At 69.6% G+C, this 15,866-nt stretch carries 17 protein-coding genes; 10 read left to right on the forward strand and 7 right to left on the reverse strand.

Features of this window, described 5'->3' with window-relative positions; translation table 11 throughout:
- Positions 1-15 precede the first annotated feature (15 nt).
- The 3 genes from EXE46_RS01510 to EXE46_RS01520 all read left to right on the forward strand — a co-directional run bounded on the left by EXE46_RS01510 (position 16) and on the right by EXE46_RS01520 (position 3,483).
- Entirely contained in the window at positions 16-1,032 is a 1,017-nt protein-coding gene (locus tag EXE46_RS01510) for a 5-methyltetrahydropteroyltriglutamate--homocysteine methyltransferase (protein ID WP_137686736.1), read from the forward strand.
- Positions 1,032-2,102: a methionine synthase gene (locus EXE46_RS01515; protein WP_137686737.1), complete on the forward strand. Its 1,071-nt coding sequence runs from the start codon at positions 1,032-1,034 to the stop codon at positions 2,100-2,102. The genes EXE46_RS01510 and EXE46_RS01515 overlap by 1 nt, the downstream gene beginning before the upstream one ends.
- 631 nt (positions 2,103-2,733) lie before the next feature.
- Positions 2,734-3,483 (forward strand): sugar phosphate isomerase/epimerase, encoded by a 750-nt coding sequence (locus tag EXE46_RS01520; RefSeq protein WP_137686738.1) that lies wholly within the window; start codon positions 2,734-2,736, stop codon positions 3,481-3,483.
- Between the two features lie 10 nt (positions 3,484-3,493).
- Here EXE46_RS01520 and EXE46_RS01525 read toward each other — a convergent pair whose 3' ends face one another.
- Entirely contained in the window at positions 3,494-4,342 is an 849-nt protein-coding gene (locus EXE46_RS01525) for a hypothetical protein (protein ID WP_137686739.1), read from the reverse strand.
- A gap of 76 nt (positions 4,343-4,418) precedes the next feature.
- A complete protein-coding gene (locus tag EXE46_RS01530) occupies positions 4,419-5,519 on the reverse strand; it encodes an NADH:flavin oxidoreductase/NADH oxidase (protein ID WP_137686740.1) in 1,101 nt (366 codons plus the stop codon).
- Between the two features lie 113 nt (positions 5,520-5,632).
- On the opposite strand from EXE46_RS01530, the gene EXE46_RS16980 reads away from it, so the two are divergent.
- On the forward strand, positions 5,633-5,794 hold the full coding sequence (locus EXE46_RS16980; RefSeq protein WP_199234088.1) for a hypothetical protein: 162 nt from the start codon (positions 5,633-5,635) through the stop codon (positions 5,792-5,794).
- A 57-nt stretch (positions 5,795-5,851) separates the two neighbouring features.
- Here EXE46_RS16980 and EXE46_RS01535 read toward each other — a convergent pair whose 3' ends face one another.
- Together EXE46_RS01535 and EXE46_RS01540 are read right to left on the reverse strand one after the other, a co-directional pair.
- Entirely contained in the window at positions 5,852-6,442 is a 591-nt protein-coding gene (locus tag EXE46_RS01535; RefSeq protein ID WP_137686741.1) for a response regulator, read from the reverse strand.
- A 237-nt stretch (positions 6,443-6,679) separates the two neighbouring features.
- Positions 6,680-7,957 (reverse strand): aminotransferase class V-fold PLP-dependent enzyme, encoded by a 1,278-nt coding sequence (locus EXE46_RS01540; RefSeq protein ID WP_137686742.1) that lies wholly within the window; start codon positions 7,955-7,957, stop codon positions 6,680-6,682.
- 93 nt (positions 7,958-8,050) lie between these two features.
- On the opposite strand from EXE46_RS01540, the gene EXE46_RS01545 reads away from it, so the two are divergent.
- Positions 8,051-8,686, forward strand: coding sequence for an IS6 family transposase (locus EXE46_RS01545; protein ID WP_137686743.1), 636 nt, complete (start codon positions 8,051-8,053; stop codon positions 8,684-8,686).
- Positions 8,687-8,764: 78 nt separating this feature from the next.
- Here EXE46_RS01545 and EXE46_RS01550 read toward each other — a convergent pair whose 3' ends face one another.
- The 3 genes from EXE46_RS01550 to tbsP form a co-directional block, all read right to left on the reverse strand.
- The gene (locus EXE46_RS01550) at positions 8,765-9,103 is read right to left on the reverse strand and encodes a cupin domain-containing protein (RefSeq protein ID WP_137686744.1); all 339 of its coding nucleotides are present in this window, start codon (positions 9,101-9,103) and stop codon (positions 8,765-8,767) included.
- Between the two features lie 57 nt (positions 9,104-9,160).
- On the reverse strand, positions 9,161-10,852 hold the full coding sequence (locus EXE46_RS01555; RefSeq protein WP_137686745.1) for a YcaO-like family protein: 1,692 nt from the start codon (positions 10,850-10,852) through the stop codon (positions 9,161-9,163).
- A gap of 63 nt (positions 10,853-10,915) precedes the next feature.
- Positions 10,916-11,737: a transcriptional regulator TbsP gene (gene tbsP, locus EXE46_RS01560; protein ID WP_137686746.1), complete on the reverse strand. Its 822-nt coding sequence runs from the start codon at positions 11,735-11,737 to the stop codon at positions 10,916-10,918.
- A 288-nt stretch (positions 11,738-12,025) separates the two neighbouring features.
- Between tbsP and glyA the strand changes: the two genes are divergently transcribed.
- From glyA to EXE46_RS01585, 5 genes are all read left to right on the forward strand, one after another.
- Entirely contained in the window at positions 12,026-13,273 is a 1,248-nt protein-coding gene (glyA, locus tag EXE46_RS01565) for a serine hydroxymethyltransferase (RefSeq protein WP_137686747.1), read from the forward strand.
- Between the two features lie 86 nt (positions 13,274-13,359).
- Positions 13,360-13,770, forward strand: a complete 411-nt coding sequence (locus EXE46_RS01570; protein ID WP_137686748.1) for a DUF3054 domain-containing protein — start codon at positions 13,360-13,362, stop codon at positions 13,768-13,770.
- Between the two features lie 183 nt (positions 13,771-13,953).
- Positions 13,954-14,193, forward strand: coding sequence for a hypothetical protein (locus EXE46_RS01575; RefSeq protein ID WP_137686749.1), 240 nt, complete (start codon positions 13,954-13,956; stop codon positions 14,191-14,193).
- Between the two features lie 58 nt (positions 14,194-14,251).
- Complete coding sequence (locus EXE46_RS01580) at positions 14,252-15,253, forward strand: ornithine cyclodeaminase family protein (protein WP_137686750.1); 1,002 nt, start codon at positions 14,252-14,254, stop codon at positions 15,251-15,253.
- Between the two features lie 68 nt (positions 15,254-15,321).
- Entirely contained in the window at positions 15,322-15,855 is a 534-nt protein-coding gene (locus EXE46_RS01585; RefSeq protein WP_137686751.1) for a metallophosphoesterase, read from the forward strand.
- Positions 15,856-15,866 lie beyond the last annotated feature (11 nt).

Below are 15,866 nucleotides of genomic sequence, written 5' to 3' on the forward strand. Positions count from 1 at the left end.
AGCCAAAGCTCGGTAATGACCGAACGAGTCGCGGCGACGCCGGGGCTGTATCCGCTCCCGGACCGGGCGAAAGGGACGCTCTCCGACCTGAAGGGCCACCAGAAGGGTGACCTCCTGAGCGGCGACGAGGGCGAGGCGATCGTGACGGCGTACGACGAGGTTCGCGCCGAGTACGTCGACGACCAGCTGGACGCCGGCCTCGGCCTGATCTCCGAGGGGCAGGGTCGCTGGGACGACATGATCGCGCACCCGCTGACCGTCAGCGACGCCGTCGAGACCGGCGGTATCGTCCGGTACTACGACAACAACAACTTCTACCGCGACCCGCGCGTCGTCGACGACCTCGACTTCTCGGGCGACGTGGCCGCCGAGTTAGAGACGGCGGGGGACCTGCTCGCCGACGCGGACGGCGCCGCAGACGCCTCCCTCGCGGCGACGCTCCCCGGTCCGTACTCGCTGGCCGACCTCGCCACCGACGAGCACTACGGCGACGAGGCCGAGTTCCAGGCCGCGATCGCGGAGTTCCTCGCGGGCGAGGTCGAGGCGTTCCCGGCCCACGAGACGCTGTTCCTCCTCGAACCGTCGCTCGTCACGAACCCGCCCGCGGAGGGCAACGAGGGGCGCGCGACCGAGGCGATCGCGACGGTCGCCGACGCCACCGACGCCGACGTGGTCGTCCAGACGTTCTACGGCGCGCTCGGCGAGAAGCTGTACGCGCACCTCGTCGACGAGGCTGGCGCCGACGCGCTCGGCCTCGACCTCGTCGCGGGCGACCGCGACGACACCGTCTACAACGTCCAGGAGTTCGGCTCCACCGACTCGCTGTCGCTCGGGCTCGTCGACGGGCAGAACACGCTCGTCGAGGAGCCGGAGACGGTCGCGGAGCGCGTCGAGTGGTTCGAGTCGCAGATCCCGCTGGAGGGGTTCGACCGGACCTACCTCACGCCGAACACCGAGCTGTTCTACCTGCCGACGAACAAGTACCGCGCGAAGCTGAACACGCTCGCCGCCGCCGCGGAGGTGCTCGACTAATGGTCCGAAACCCGTCCGCCAACCGCGACCAGTTCCGTCCGACCGACCACCCGAACGACGCGTTCCTGCTCACGACCGTCGTCGGCTCGTACCCGAAGCCGAAGTGGCTCAACCGCGCCGACGAGCTCGTCGACGACCCGGACTCGAAGTTCGACGCCGCCGACCTCGAAGAGGCTCACGACGACGCCTGCCGGCTCATCACGCACGAACACGAGCGCGCCGGGCTCGACACGGTCGTCGACGGCGAGATGCGCCGCAACGAGATGGTGGAGTTCTTCGCCGACCGCATCGACGGCTACGAGTTCAACGGCCCGGTGAAGGTGTGGGGTCACAACTACTTCGACAAGCCGTCGGTCGTCGAGGAGGTCGAGTACGACGAGCCGTGGCTCGTCGACGAGTTCGAGTTCACCTCGAACGTCGCGGAGCGCCCGGTGAAGGTCCCGATCACGGGGCCGTACACGCTCGGCTTCTGGGCGTTCAACGAGGCGTACCCCTCCACCGAGGAGCTCGTCTACGACCTCGCGGACCTCGTCAACGAGGAGGTCGAGAAGCTCGTGGAGGCGGGCGCGCGCTACATCCAGATCGACGAGCCCGCGCTGGCGACGACGCCGGAGGACCACGCCATCGTCGGCGAGGCGCTCGAACGCATCGTCTCGGGTATCGACGACGACGTCCGGATCGGCCTCCACGTCTGTTACGGGGACTACTCGCGGATCTACCCCGAGATCAACGACTACCCGATCGACGAGTTCGACGTGGAGCTGTGTAACGGCGAGTACGAGCAGATCCCGACGTTCACCGACCCCGAGTTCGAGCCGGACCTCGCGCTCGGCGTCGTCGACGCTCACACCGCCGAAATCGAGCCGGTCGAGGAGATCAAAGCGAACATCCGACAGGGCCTCCGCGTCGTGCCGCCGGAGAAGCTCACGATATCGCCCGACTGCGGGCTGAAGCTCCTCCCCCGCGACATCGCGTACGGCAAGACCGAGAACATGGTCACCGCGGTCCGCGAGGTCGAAGCCGAGATCGATTCCGGCGAGATCGACCTCGATAACCCGCTCGACGACTGAATCGGCGCTGTCGGCGTTTTCTTTCAACCGAGCTCTACTGAGACAACCGCTGGAACGCCCCTGCTTATAAGACGGTTATTTTGTGGCTACTGTTGGTAGTACGAACGGGCTCGATGCTGGTGTGGTGAACACTTCCAAATCCCCAGCCGCTCGGCTGTACGATGTTGTCACTGCTTATAAATCGCTGAGCGACGCGAACACCGCCGAATCCCCAGCCGCTCGGCTGTACGTGGTTTATAAATCACCGATCGACACGAACACCGCCGAAGCCCCAGCCGCGCGGACGCCGCACGCTCGTTGCGCTCCTCGTCACTCGCTGCGCTCGTTCCTGCGGTGCTTCCGTCGCCTGCGGCGTCCGCGCGGCTGCCCCTTCGAGTCCCGCCCCGCACCGCACAGCACCGCAGCCTCACACCTCCCCAGCCTCGTCGCTCCCTTCGGTCGCGACTCCCTCGCGCGGCGCTGACTCGCGGCCGCCGGGGCGGCCGCTCGCAGGCGCGCGCCACCGCACCGCAGATCGCTTGACTCTCTCCCTGTACTGAGCGATCGAGGTCCCGACCGCGATCGATCGGATCGCAACGGCGCCACCCCCCGACGGCATCACCTATACAAAGCCGCCGCACCCACCGCCGCCATGGACATCGGCCTCACCGTCGGCGACGACCTCGACCGCCTCGCGGCGTCGCCGGCGCGGTTCGCCTTCTGCGAGCTCGGCGTCGGCGAGCCGACGCTCGTCCCGGGCGATATCGACCCGGACCGACTCGCGGACGCGCTCGCCGGGCGCGACCTGCTCGTCCACCTGCCGTACAGCCAGCGACTGGCGACGTACGTCCCGGAGGTCAACGACGCCATCGTCGACTACCAGCGTCGGCTTTTAAACGCGGCCGGCGACCTCGGCGCGGAGAAGGCGGTCCTCCACGCCACCTCCGCCGACCGCGACGACGTCGAGTTCCGCGAGACGGCCGCGGACCAGCTCCGGCGGGTCGCCGACGCGGGCCGCGAGGCGGGCGTCGAGGTCGTCGTCGAGAACGTCGGCCACCAGCACGCGGGGCTCCAGCTCTCCGTCCTCGGCGACCTCGCACGGGAGACGGACACGCCAGTCTGTTTCGACCTCGGCCACGCCTACATGGAGGGCGGAAACAAGGCGATAAAGCGGTTCCTCAGGAGCCACGGCGACCGGATATCGCACCTCCACTGTCACGACGTCCGCCGCCGCGGCGACACGCACCTCCCGGTGGGGGCCGGCGAGGTCGACTACGACCTCGTCGCGTCCGAGCTCGCCGGGTTCGACGGGACCGTCGCGCTGGAGGTGTTCACCGACGACGAGGCGCTCCTCGTCGACTCCGCCGAGCGCGTCGCTGACCGGCTCGGCGTGTCTTTTTAAAAACGGCGGCTCAGTTCGCCCGATCGTCCGGTTCTTCGGCGTCCGCGTCCTCCGCGTCCGAGTCCGGGTCACCGCCGTCCGCGTCGTCGCCCTCGTCCGCATCCTTCCCGTCAGCGTCTCCGGCGGCGTCCGCGTCGACCTCGTCGCCGTCGATCTGGCGCTTTATCGACTCCAACTCGGACTCGACGTCGACCTCGGGCGGGTCGTCGGCGTCGCCGGACGCCTCGTCTTCCCCGGTGGCGGCGTCGCCGCTCTCGCCGGGTTCGGTCACGTCGATCTGAACCAGACCGTCGTCGTCGACTCGCTCGGCTCCGTCCTCGTCTCGCCGTCGGTCACCGTCGCCTCGGTCCCGATCGCGGTCTCGACCGAGCCGTCGGTCTCGGGCCGCGTCGGCTTCCCGGCGCCCCTCGTCGATCCGGGCCTCGATCTCCGCGGTGAGGTCGCGGGCGTCGGCGATGATCGACCGGGAGGCGGCGTCCTCGGGGAGGTCGGCCTCCGAGAGCGCGGTCCGCAGCTCCGAGAGCGACCGCGAGAGGCCGGCGGTCGCGCCGTCGCGGACGTCGGCGAGGCGGTCGCCGGCGCCCTCCGCGCCCTCGGCGACGCTCCGACCGGGGTCGGCGAGCCGGAGGGTCCCCTGAAGCAGTTCGAGGGACTTGATCGTCGTCTCTAGGAGGGCGATCACCGTCGGGATGGTGTACTGCTCGGTGAACCGCACCAGCTCCGAGAGCCGGGGCGGACGCGGGGGACCGCGGCGGTCGCGCTCGGTATCGCGGAGGTCGGCGCGGAGCTCGCTCAGCACGTCCTCGAGCTCGTCGAGCCGCTCCTCGAGGTCGTCGTCGCGTCGATCGCGGGAACTCATGTCGCCCGCTACGGCGCGCGCGGATAAAAAGCCCGGCAGCGCGGCCAGCCTCAGTCGAACTGGCAGCCGGTGCGTCTCAGTCGAACCGGCCGCGCTGGTACTGGACCGGCCACTCAACCTCTTCGCCGAGCTCGTGGGCGGCCTCAAGCGGCCAGTGGGGATGCCGGAGCAGTTCGCGGCCGAGCGCGACGAGGTCGGTCCGCTCGTTCCGCACGAGCGCGTCGGCGTGGGTCGGCTCCGTGATCCCGCCGACCGCGGCGACGGGCAGGTCGGTCCCCTTGCGGATCGCCTCGGCGTACGGGACCTGATAGCCCGACCCGGTGTTCGGGATCTGTTGGCCGGGGTGGATTCCGCCGCCGGAGACGTCGATCAGGTCGGCCCCGGCCTCCGCGAGCAGCGGCGCCAGCCGCACCGAGTCGTCCACGTCCCACGAGTCGCGGTCGGGGAGCCAGTCGGTCGCGGAGATCCGGACGAAGACGGGGTTGTCGTCGGGCCAGACCGCGCGGACGGCGGCGACTACCTCGCGGAGGAGCCGCGTTCGGTCCTCGAAGCTCCCGCCGTACGCGTCGTCGCGGTCGTTAGTGACCGGCGACAGGAACTGGTGGAGGAGGTAGCCGTGGGCCGCGTGAACCTCCGCCACCTCGAAGCCGACCTCGTTCGCGCGCTCGGCGGCGGCCGCGAACGCGTCGATCACCGCGCCGATCTCCTCCCCGTCCAACCGGTGGGTGTCGGCCAGCTCGGCGTCGTCGACCTCTGGGTGCGGGTACGGCTCGTCGCTCGCGGAGACGGTCTCCCACCCCTCCGGTTCGTCGGCCGGGATGGGTTCTCCCCCCTCCGCGGGCGGTCGGTGCGAGCCCTTCCGACCGGCGTGCGCCAGCTGGATCCCCGGCGTCGCGCCCTGCGAGCGGACGAACTCGACGATCGGTTCGATCGCCTCCGCGTGCTCGTCGGACCAGATCCCGAGGCAGTTCGGCGTGATGCGGCCGCGGGACTCGACGGCGGTCGCCTCGGTCATCACGACCCCCGCGCCCCCGGCGGCGCGGGCGCCGAGGTGGACCCGGTGCCAGTCGTTCGCCAAGCCGTCCTCGGCGGAGTACTGGCACATCGGCGACAGCATCACGCGGTTTCTGAACTCGGTGTCGCGGAGCGAAAGCGGTGTGAACAGCGTATCGGTCACGGATCGGTCAACGGCCGCCGCGAGGTAAGTCCCTCCGATCGCCCGTCCGGATCGCCGCCGATGGTTTAGGCCGACCGAAATCTATAACACCGCCGGCCCCTGACCGTCTGCCAATGACAACGGGAGACCGGATCGAGCGGGACGTCGACGCGGCGGCCGACGAGCGGCCGGCCGTCGCCGCGACCCGCTGTTCGCAGGAACGGACCGTCTTCGCCGAACAGGGCAACACCGACGCGTGGATCGCGACGGACCTCACGGTAGAACTGGAACGATAGCGGACCCCTCGGCGATTTTGGCGCGCATCGGCGGCCCCTCCGTCCGTGCCGCTAATCTCACTCCTCGGAACGCAGCGACCTCGCCGGCGAGCCGAGCGTTCGCGGCGTCGGTGCGTCCGCGCGCTCGGCGCCTCTCGCCCGCCCGCGACGCTCGTCGACGAGCGCGCGGACCCGGTTGAGGATCGCGTCGAACCGACCGCGGTCGGCCCCCTTCTCGAAGTAGGCGTCCGCGCCGGCGCCGAACGCCGCCGCCTCGCCCTCGTCGCTCGGACACGTCGTGTGGAAGACGACCGGTAGCTCCCCGTTCGCCTCGCGCAGTCGTTTTGTCAGTTCGACGCCGCGGCCGTCGGGGAGCAGCTGTTCGGTCACGACGCAGTCGATAGCGACCTCCTCGCCGTCGATTTCGGCGCCCGCGTCGAGCGCGTCGAGCGCGTCCGAAAGACGCTCCACGGAGCGAACTCGCACGCGGTCGGTGAGCCGCGCCGCGAACACCTCCAGCAGCTCGGCGGAACGCTCGTCGGCCTCGACTTGGAGGACGGTGATCTGCGCTCCGCGGTCTCTCTCGGCTCCGTCTGCGGTCGGCTCGTTTCGGTCGGCTGCGTTCGCGGCTGCGGACGCGTCGAACGGCGGTGTGGTGTGATCGGTCATGTGTTGTGTGGCGGGCGACGACTCGGCGGAAGGCAACTAATTACGACGGTAGTTATTTTTCTTCGTACGTAGTCCCCGCGGGGACGTAATAATAATACCGCGATCACCGTTGTCACGCCCCTTAGACCCGACTATTCGGTAGTATTACCGTGAAAAACACCGGACGGGAGTCGGGCCGGTGGGCGTTCGCGCGAACGCCCCCCCCCGAGCGGGAGGAGGAACCGCGGAAACGGCCGTTCAGGCGAACAGGTCGCGCGCCTCGCGGACCGCGTCGATCAGGGCGTCGACCTCTTCGACGGTGTTGTAGAAGTAGAAGGAGGCGCGCGCGGAGGCGGCGACGCCCATCTCGTCGTGGAGGGGTTGGGTACAGTGGTCGCCGGCGCGGATCGCGACGCCGTAGTCGTTGAGGATGCTGGAGAGGTCGTGGGCGTGGACGCCGTCGACGTTGAACGCGACGAGGCCGCCGCGGTCGTCGCCGGGCGGGCCGTAGATGTCGACGCCGCCGAGCGCGTCGAGCTCGTCGTAGGCGTACTCGGCCAGCAGGTCCTCGTGGGCCTCGATCCGGTCCATCCCGACCTCCTCGAGGTACTCGATCGCCGCCGCGAGACCGATCCCCTGCGCGATCGAGGGCGTCCCGGCCTCGAACTTCCACGGGAGCTCCTCCCACGTGGAGTCCTCGAAGGAGACGCGCCGGATCATGTCGCCGCCGTAGAGGTACGGCTGCATCCCCTCTAGGATCTCCTCGCGGCCGTACAGCGCGCCGATCCCGGTCGGGCCGCACATCTTGTGGCCGGAGAAGGCGAGGAAGTCGACGTCCAGCTCATCGACGTCGACCGGACGCGTCGGCACCGACTGCGCGGCGTCGGCGAAGACGTACGCGTCGCGGTCGTGGGCCATGTCGGCCAGCTCGCGGATCGGGTTCACCGTGCCGAGCGTGTTCGACACGTGGACGACCGACACCATCCCGGTGTCGTCGTCGATCAGCTCGGCGGCGTGGTCCATGTCGAGCCGCCCCTCGTCGGTGACGTCGATGAAGCGCACGTCGGCGCCCGTGCGCTTGCCAATCTGCTGCCAGGTGACGAGCGAGGCGTGGTGTTCCATCTCGGAGAGGACGACGTTGTCGCCCGGACCGAGGGCTTCGAGCCCCCACGCGTACGCCACGAGGTTCATCGCCTCGGTCGTGTTCTTCGTGAAGACGATCTCCTCGCGACCGTCGGCGCCGATGAAGTCGGCGACCGCGTCGTGTGCCTCCTCGTAGGCGACGGAGGCTTCTTGGCTCAGCTGGTGGATCCCGCGGTGGACGTTCGCGTTGTAGCTCCGGTAGTAGTCCGAGATGGCGTCGACGACGGGGTCGGGCGTGTGCGAGGTCGCCGCGTTGTCGAGGTAGACGAGCGGCGTGTCGTCGCCCTCGCCCTCTCTCGGCGTCTCCGGGTCCCCGCCCACCTTCCGATCGAGGATCGGGAAGTCGGCGCGGAGCGCCTCCACGTCGAACGGGTACTGTTCGTGGACTCCCATTACCCGTTATGGGGTCCCGAACACTAACACACCTTCGGTGGCGGTGTTCAGATAAGGATTGAAGCGTGAGGCGGTACGTTTTCAAAGTAATCTATGCCCGAAAACGACCGCCTCAACGGCTGTATAGACGAGATCAACTTAGAGTTTGTGGAGCGAGAGGCAACACCGAAGTTGTTGATGAAGCTCAGTATTCAGCTTCATTTGGCTGGATTATCGCTTTCGAATACTGTTTCATTTCTTGAGGTATTTGGTGTTGATCGGGTTCGATCTACCGTTCACAATTGGGTTCACAAGGCTGATCTACAGCCGGAATCCGGTCAGAATCCGAATCACGTTGCGATTGATGAGACCGTGATTCAACTTGACGACGAACAGTATTGGCTGTACGCTGCTGTCGATCCTGATTCAAACGATTTACTCCATACAAAGCTTGAACCGACAAGAACGAACGTGATCGCAGATCAGTTTGTCGCGGAGCTCCGCGACAAACACGATGTAGATGATGCGGTCTTTCTCGTTGATGGAGCGGTTCCACTTCAGCGAGCCTGTGACAAACATGACCTCGATTTCAGATACGAACAGCATGGAAATCGTAACAGCGTCGAACGTGTTTTTCGTGAGGTAAAACGCAGAACTATCAGTTTCTCAAACTGTTTCAGCAACGCCGAAGCAGAAACTGCTGACGAGTGGCTGAGATCGTTCGCCTTCGCATGGAATCAGCTTATCTGAACACTACCCCTTCGGTCCGGTACGTCTTGCGGGTATCGTTGACGCGCGAAACTGACCGATTCGCCGCCGCGAGCGGCGTTACTCTCCCCAGTCCGGGTTCGCCCGCGGCGGCGCGAAGATGTCGTAGCCGACGACCGGCTCGTCGGTGCGGTTCTCGGCCGCGTGCGGCTCGTCGCCGGGGATCAGATAGGTGTCGCCGGGGCCGACGACGCGCTCCTCGCCGTCGACAAGGAACGTCAGCGTCCCGGCCGTGATCACGCCGATCTGCTCGTGCGGGTGGTCGTGTTCCGGCACTCCCTCGCCCGGCTCGATCTCGAACCGCTGGATGCTCGTCTCCTCGCCGACGGCGCCCTGCGTGAGGAACGCGCCGTCGACGGCCTCGACCGCTTCCACGTCCGCGTCGGGTACGACGTCCATACCCGTTCGGGCGGTCCGGGGGCACCTAAATCCGCGGGAACGAGAGACCGCAATCTCTCACGGGAACGGGTGATACGGGCGGTCGAGCGCGGGCTCGAACCCCATCGACCGCGGCACCTCGCGGGCGCGCTCGCCGAAGAACGGATCGCCGGTGAACAGCGGCTGCGCCCCCGGGACCAGCACGCGGACGGCCTCGAAGCCGAGCGCGGCGAGATCGCGCGTCGTCACCCGCCCGACGTAGGGGTCGAGCCCGACGGCCTCGACGCGGTCGACGACGGCGTCGAGCTCCTCGCCCCCCGTCAGTTCCGGCTCGCCGAGCCCCTCGGTCGAGACGGTCGCGTCCGGGTCGAAGAATGCGGCCGTCTCGGCGGGCAGGTCGGCGTGGTGGCCGATCGCGGCGCCCTGCTCGTCGGCCGTCTCCCGCCCCATCGAGCGGAGTTCGGTCCAGTTCTGGAGCGCCTCCGCGAGCGCGCTCCGCGCCGCCGCCGCCGGGTCGAGGTCGGCGCCCGACCCCGCGGCGAACCGCGGCCAGTCCCCCTCCCGACTCACGCCGACCGCGACGACCGGGACGTCGACGTCGGTCGTGACCAGCAGCGCCGTGACCGACAGCGACTCCGCGCGCGCCCGCTTCTCCAGCTCGACGAATCCGGGGTCGTCGACGTCGAGTCCGAGCGGCTCCGTCGTCGAGTACCAGCTGGTCATCGTCGCGTCGCGCTCGATCGCCTCGTACAGCCCCGAGAGCGCGGCGTCGGGCCCCGAACTGCCGAGCCCGAGGCCGGTCGTGATCGGCGGCCGGTACCGTCGCTCCGGCGGCGGGAACCCCACGAACTCCGCCGGGAGGCTCGCCGGCTCGCCGGTCGCGAGCGCCTCGCCGCGCACCCACGGGAGCCGGTCGTCGCGGTCGTACGGCTCGGCCCCGTCGGGACGGACGAACGCGCCCGGCGTGACGGGGTTCGGGACGTTCGCGGCCGGTGCGCGCGTGAACTCGGCCTCGCGGTAGACGCCGGCCGCGTACCGCTCTAACCCCTCCCCGAGCGCCTTCATGAACGCGACGTCCCAGTCGGCGGCCGCGCCGCCGCCGAAGTCGGCCGCGTCCGCGTCGGAGAAGGGCGTCGTGTCCGCGACCCGCGCGACGTAGTACGGCAGCGGGAACGACTCCTGTTCGCCGACCTCGCTCAGGGCGCCGATCCGGGGGTCGACGGCCCGCTCCGCGCGGTCGATCGCGTCGTCGAGCCCCCGGTCCGCGTGGTCCCGCGGGAGCGCGTCGTCCGGGTCGGCGCCGCAGCCGCACCCCGGCGCGGGCAGCAGCGTCCGCTCGCCGCCCGGCACCTCGACGACCGCGTCCGCGACCGGGTCGCCCGCGAGGAGTCGGATCGTCCGTCGCCCCGCCACCGCGCCCGCGTAGCGCACGGCGGACCGGCGTCCGGTCGGCGCGTCGGCGGGCTCCGCCCCGCCGCTCTCGACGCGGGCGCGCAGGCAGTCGTAGCAGGCGTCGTCGAAGACGGTCACCGCGGCGTCGAGGTCCGCGAACGGGACGCCGCCGAGGCCGCCCACTTCGACGGCGACCCACCGGTCGAGCAGCTCGTTCGCGGTCGCGAACGCCGACGACCCCGCGGTGTCGACGACGACGGCGAGGTCGAACCCGTCGAGTAGGTCGGCCTCGACCGGCATCGCGTTCACGTCGACGTCGCCGAGCGCGGCCGCGGCGGCCTCGACCGCGGGGCCGTCGCCGACAAGTCCGATGTCCATACGCGGTCGACGCGAGGCGACGAAAAAAAGCCGAGGGTCCGCGGTGGTGTGAGTGCGGCGCGCTCAGGCGGGCGTCGCGGCCATCATCTCCGCTGCCTCGACGGCCAGCTCTCCGGCATCGACGCCCTCCAGGCGCTCGTCCCCGAGCTTCAGGCGGAGGCGGGGTCGCCCGACGTCGATCGGGACCTTCTCGGTGTCGATGACCCCGAGATCTTCGAGGCGCGTCTTCGTCCGGGAGAAGGTCGCCTTCGAGGCGATGCCGACGTCCTCGCCCCACTTCGAGATGTCGTAGAGGAGCACGTCGTTCTTCGCCGCGACGAGCAGCGAGACGGTCACCTCGTCGAGCTCTGCGCCGTCGTCGCCCTCGGTCGCGGCGAGGACGGCGTCGAAGTCGGCGCGGGCCTCCTCGCCGATCTCTGACTCCATCGTCTCGCGGACTCGACTGATCGCCGGCGTGCGGAGCGTGTACGGCTCCGCGTCGTCGAACGCGTCGCGGTGGGTCTCGTACACCTCGCCGACGAACTCGCCGTCGTCGGTCGAGAGCGCGGCGACGTCGTCGCCCGCCGTGACCAAGGCGACGACCCGAGAGGGGGAGACGAACAGCGCGTTGTCGACGTCGCCGTCCAGCACCCGGAGGTCCAAGGCGCCGTCGGCGACGAGGTCGGCCGCCCGAGACGCGACGACGAAGTCGTCCATCACGTCCTTGAGGGTGCGCTCGTCGGCGAGAACCGATAGCGTCGGGAGGTCGTCGCGCCCGACGGCGGTCTCGACCAGCGATACGATCGTCTCCGCGGAGGGGTCGACGACGAGCAGCTCGTCGTCGTCCTCCGCGAAGGCCGCTTCGAGCGCCGCCTCGACGTCGGCGGCCAGTAAATTCGACACCATTTATCTCTCCGTATAAAATCCGGTTGTCTATTTAATATTAACGGGGTTTACGGATCGGACAACTCGCGTAGCGGGCCTCAAGAGCCTGAATTCGGCGGATTCGTCGAATCGTCGATCGGTGTTGGGCCGACCGGCGCGTCCGAGCCGGAGTCGGGTACGGGTGCGCGCCGAAGTCGGGTACGGGTGCGCGCCGAAGTCAGGAACAGATGCGCGCCCGTACCGCCGTCGCACCGGCGGCGTTCCGACGCCGACGGAAGGATTAATGCGCGGTCGCGCCCGCGTTGGCACATGGACACCGAGCACGTCCGGGAGGTCGACCCGGCGGTCGCCGACGCGCTGGCGGGCGAACGCGACAGACAGGAGCAGACGCTCGCGATGATCGCGAGCGAGAACCACGTGAGCGAGGCCGTCTTGGAGGCGCAGGGCAGCGTCCTCACCAACAAGTACGCCGAGGGGTACCCCGGATCGCGCTACTACGCGGGCTGTGAGTACGCCGACGAGGTCGAGGAGCTGGCGATCGAGCGCGCGAAGGAGCTGTGGGGTGCCGACCACGTCAACGTCCAGCCGCACTCCGGGACGCAGGCGAACCAAGCGGTGTACTACTCCGTCCTCGAACCGGGCGACAGGATCCTCTCGCTCGAACTGAACCACGGCGGCCACCTCTCGCACGGCCACCCCGCGAACTTCACGGGGCAGCTGTACGACGTCGAGCAGTACGAGGTCGACCCCGAGACGGGGTACATCGACTACGAGGGGCTGCGCGACACGGCCGAGTCGTTCGACCCGGACATCATCGTCTCGGGCTACTCGGCGTACCCCCGCACCGTCGACTGGGAGGAGATCCAGGCCGCCGCCGACGCGGTCGACGCCTACCACCTCGCCGACATCGCGCACATCACCGGCCTCGTCGCCGCCGGCGTCCACCCCTCGCCGGTCGGCGTCGCCGACTTCGTCACGGGCTCGACCCACAAGACGATCCGCGCCGGTCGCGGCGGGATCGTGATGTGCGACGCGGAGTTCGCGGACGACGTCGACTCGGCCGTCTTCCCCGGCGGGCAGGGCGGCCCGCTGATGCACAACGTCGCCGGCAAGGCGGTCGGCTTCAAGGAGGCGCTGGACCCCTCCTTCGAGGAGTACGCGCAGCGGGTCGTCGACAACGCCGAGGTGCTCGCGGAGACGCTTCAGGGACACGGGCTCTCCCTGGTCTCCGGCGGGACCGACAACCACCTGCTGCTGGCTGACCTGCGCGACTCGCACCCGGACCTCTCCGGCGGGGACGCGGAGGACGCGCTCGCGGCCGCGAACATCGTCCTCAACGGGAACACCGTCCCCGGCGAGACGCGGTCGCCGTTCGACCCGTCGGGGATCCGGGCGGGCACCGCCGGGCTCACCACCCGCGGCTTCGACGAGGCGGCGATCGAGGAGGTCGGCGACCTGATCTACCGCGTCGTCGACAACGTCGACAGCGACGACGTCATCTACGAGGTCGGCGAGCGCGTCGTCGAGCTCTGCGAGGCGCACCCGCTGTACGAGTAGCTGCGTCGCACCGAGCCGAGAGAACGCGTCGACGGCCGCGCCGACGAATCCGTGCGTAAAAGTGGGGGCGGCCCGCACGGGTCGATATGGACGCTCCGCCGTTTCTCGCCGACCGCCTCGACCGCGGTGCCGTGCCGCTCGTCGTCGGGGACGTGATCGCGTTGATCCTCCTCTTGACCGTCGGGACGCTCAACCACCAGTCCGTCGAGTTCCTGACCGCGAACCCGCTCTACCTCCCCGGGGTATACGCGCCCTTCCTGATCGGCTGGGCCGTGGTGGCCCCGCTCGTGGGCGCGTACTCGGCCGGGGCGGTCGAGACCGCGAAGTCGTCGGTGCCGCTCGTCGTCCGGTCGTGGATCCCCGCGGCGGTCGTCGGGCTCGCGCTCCGCGCGTTCGTCTTCCGCGGCGGCGCCGAGCTCACGTTCGCGGCCGTCATGCTCGTGCTGGGATCGGTCGCGCTCGGCGGCTGGCGGGCGCTGTACTTCCGGCTGCGGTAGCGCTTCTCGGCCCGATTTCGGCGCCGGATCGCCGCTTTCACCGTTCTCGTCACACCCCGATCCGCGGGCCGGTGTTCGGATCGGCTCATAAGTTATGCGTTGTATCTGCGTGTTCATAGCAAAACTGTCGAAGAACCACGGAAAAGATTTAATATCGATTTTCGACTAGTGTTCACCGATAGCATGGCTGGATACTACGACTACGTCCTCGGGCTCATCCCGGCAGTACTGATCGGCGTGACCGCCTTCCTCACCCATGTCGGGCTGACGTTGACGGCGGCGCTGCCCGCGGGCGCGGCGGCCGCTGCCGCCATCGTGGCGCACGCGATGTTTGTCAGGGCCCCAGTCACCGCCGACGCGCCGGCGGACGCTTCGCGTCCCGGCCGCGGCGAGGGCGGACCGGGCGGGCGGTCGTCCGCGTGACGCGCCGCCGTTCGCCGCGTCCTGTACCGTTTAGTTCCCCCGCCCCGAGTGGGCGGGTATGACCGACACTCTGTTCCTGACGAGCGGCGACGTCGACGACCTCGCGGAGCCGGCCGACTACGTCGCCGCCGTGCGCGACGCGTACCGACAGGTGGGCGAGGGCGCGCCGGCGGAGCCGCGGACGAAGCTGTTCAACCGCGAGCCGCCGGGAATGCTCACCACCTACGCCGCGCTCCTCCCGGAGACGGGCGCGATGGGCGGGTACACCTACTCCGCGGGGTTCGGCGCGGGCGACGCGTGGTTCATGACGCCGCTGTTCGACGCCGCGTCGGGCGAGCCGCTCGCGCTGCTCGACGGCGCGTCGATGAACCCGTTCAAGACCGGCGCCGCGGGCGCGGTCGCGGTCGACGGGCTCGCCCGCGAGGACGCGACCGAGCTCGCCGTGATCGGCAGCGGCGCGCAGGCGCGCGGACAGCTCGCGACGACCGCGACCGTCCGCGAGTTCGAGGCGGTCCGCGTCTTCTCGCCGACCGCGGAGAACCGCGAGGCGTTCGCGACGGACTTCGACGAGCGACTCGACGCCGACGTGTCGGCGGTCGAGAGCGCGAGTGCGGCGCTTTCGGACGCCGACGTGGTGATCACCGCGACGACCGCGAGCGAGCCCGTGATCGACGACGCCGACGTGGAGCCGGGGACGCACGTCACCGCGATGGGACAGTACCACCCGAAGAAGAACGAGCTGCCCCCCGAGCTCGTCGCGCGGGCGACGTACGTCCCCGACCTCCGCGAGCGCGCGACGCAGGACGCCGGCTCGTACCTCGCCGCGGTCGACGCCGGCCTGATCGAGGCGGGCGAGGGGATCGCGGCCGACCTCGGCGAGGTCGTCGCGGGCGACCACCCCGGCCGGACGAGCGACGAGGAGGTGACCGTCTTCGACTCGGGCGGGACCGGCGTCGAGACGGTCGCCGCCGCACACATGCTGTACGAGCGCGCGAGCGAGAAGGGGCGCGGGCAGACGATCGACTTCGCGCCCGCGAGCGAGGCGTTGACCGGGGAGTGACGCGGGGGACGCGACCGGTCGTCGAGTAGCGGCCGGAGGTTGAAGTGCCGCGCCGGAGTCCGGTCGGTATGCGCATCGGCATCGTCTCCGACACGCACGACGACCTCGCCGCCGTCGAGGCGGCCGTCTCGCTGTTCGAGCGCGAGGGCGTCGACGCCGTCGTCCACTGCGGCGACTTCGTCGCGCCCTTCTCCGTGACCCCGTTCGACGCGGGCTTCGACTTCCACGCCGTCCGCGGGAACAACGACGGCGAGTGGGCGGTCGAGTCGACGGTCGACTCGTTCGGGACCTATCACGGCGAGGCCGCCGCGCTCTCGTTCGACGGTGTCGAGATCGCGGTCGCCCACGGGACGAGCGAACTCGTCGTCGACGCGCTCGTCGACTGCGGCGACTACGACTACGTGCTCCACGGCCACACCCACGCGCACGGCGTCGAGGCGCGCGACGGCACCGTCCGCGTGAATCCCGGGGGGCTCCCCATCCCCGTCGACGGCGCCGACGACGCGTTCCGGGTCGCGACCCTGGACACCGCGGAGTCCGGCGTCGAGGCCGTGACGCACCGCGTCCTCGACGCGGGAGACCGCGCGACGGCCGACGACTGACCGTGCCTCCG

Origin of the sequence: Halorubrum sp. GN11_10-6_MGM, assembly GCF_005435165.1 — an archaeon.
Taxonomy (GTDB): Archaea; Halobacteriota; Halobacteria; order Halobacteriales; family Haloferacaceae; genus Halorubrum.

Excerpts from the sequence above, each read along its gene's own strand:
- EXE46_RS01585 (WP_137686751.1), top strand. The coding sequence starts at position 15,322 with ATGCGCATCGGCATCGTCTCCGACACGCACGACGACCTCGCCGCCGTC.
- tbsP (WP_137686746.1), bottom strand. The coding sequence starts at position 11,737 with ATGGTGTCGAATTTACTGGCCGCCGACGTCGAGGCGGCGCTCGAAGCG.
- glyA (WP_137686747.1), top strand. The coding sequence starts at position 12,026 with ATGGACACCGAGCACGTCCGGGAGGTCGACCCGGCGGTCGCCGACGCG.
- EXE46_RS01515 (WP_137686737.1), top strand. The coding sequence starts at position 1,032 with ATGGTCCGAAACCCGTCCGCCAACCGCGACCAGTTCCGTCCGACCGAC.
- EXE46_RS01575 (WP_137686749.1), top strand. The coding sequence starts at position 13,954 with ATGGCTGGATACTACGACTACGTCCTCGGGCTCATCCCGGCAGTACTG.
- EXE46_RS01550 (WP_137686744.1), bottom strand. The coding sequence starts at position 9,103 with ATGGACGTCGTACCCGACGCGGACGTGGAAGCGGTCGAGGCCGTCGAC.
- EXE46_RS01545 (WP_137686743.1), top strand. The coding sequence starts at position 8,051 with ATGCCCGAAAACGACCGCCTCAACGGCTGTATAGACGAGATCAACTTA.
- EXE46_RS01520 (WP_137686738.1), top strand. The coding sequence starts at position 2,734 with ATGGACATCGGCCTCACCGTCGGCGACGACCTCGACCGCCTCGCGGCG.
- EXE46_RS01510 (WP_137686736.1), top strand. The coding sequence starts at position 16 with ATGACCGAACGAGTCGCGGCGACGCCGGGGCTGTATCCGCTCCCGGAC.
- EXE46_RS01525 (WP_137686739.1), bottom strand. The coding sequence starts at position 4,342 with ATGAGTTCCCGCGATCGACGCGACGACGACCTCGAGGAGCGGCTCGAC.
- EXE46_RS01570 (WP_137686748.1), top strand. The coding sequence starts at position 13,360 with ATGGACGCTCCGCCGTTTCTCGCCGACCGCCTCGACCGCGGTGCCGTG.
- EXE46_RS01540 (WP_137686742.1), bottom strand. The coding sequence starts at position 7,957 with ATGGGAGTCCACGAACAGTACCCGTTCGACGTGGAGGCGCTCCGCGCC.
- EXE46_RS16980 (WP_199234088.1), top strand. The coding sequence starts at position 5,633 with ATGACAACGGGAGACCGGATCGAGCGGGACGTCGACGCGGCGGCCGAC.
- EXE46_RS01535 (WP_137686741.1), bottom strand. The coding sequence starts at position 6,442 with ATGACCGATCACACCACACCGCCGTTCGACGCGTCCGCAGCCGCGAAC.
- EXE46_RS01555 (WP_137686745.1), bottom strand. The coding sequence starts at position 10,852 with ATGGACATCGGACTTGTCGGCGACGGCCCCGCGGTCGAGGCCGCCGCG.
- EXE46_RS01580 (WP_137686750.1), top strand. The coding sequence starts at position 14,252 with ATGACCGACACTCTGTTCCTGACGAGCGGCGACGTCGACGACCTCGCG.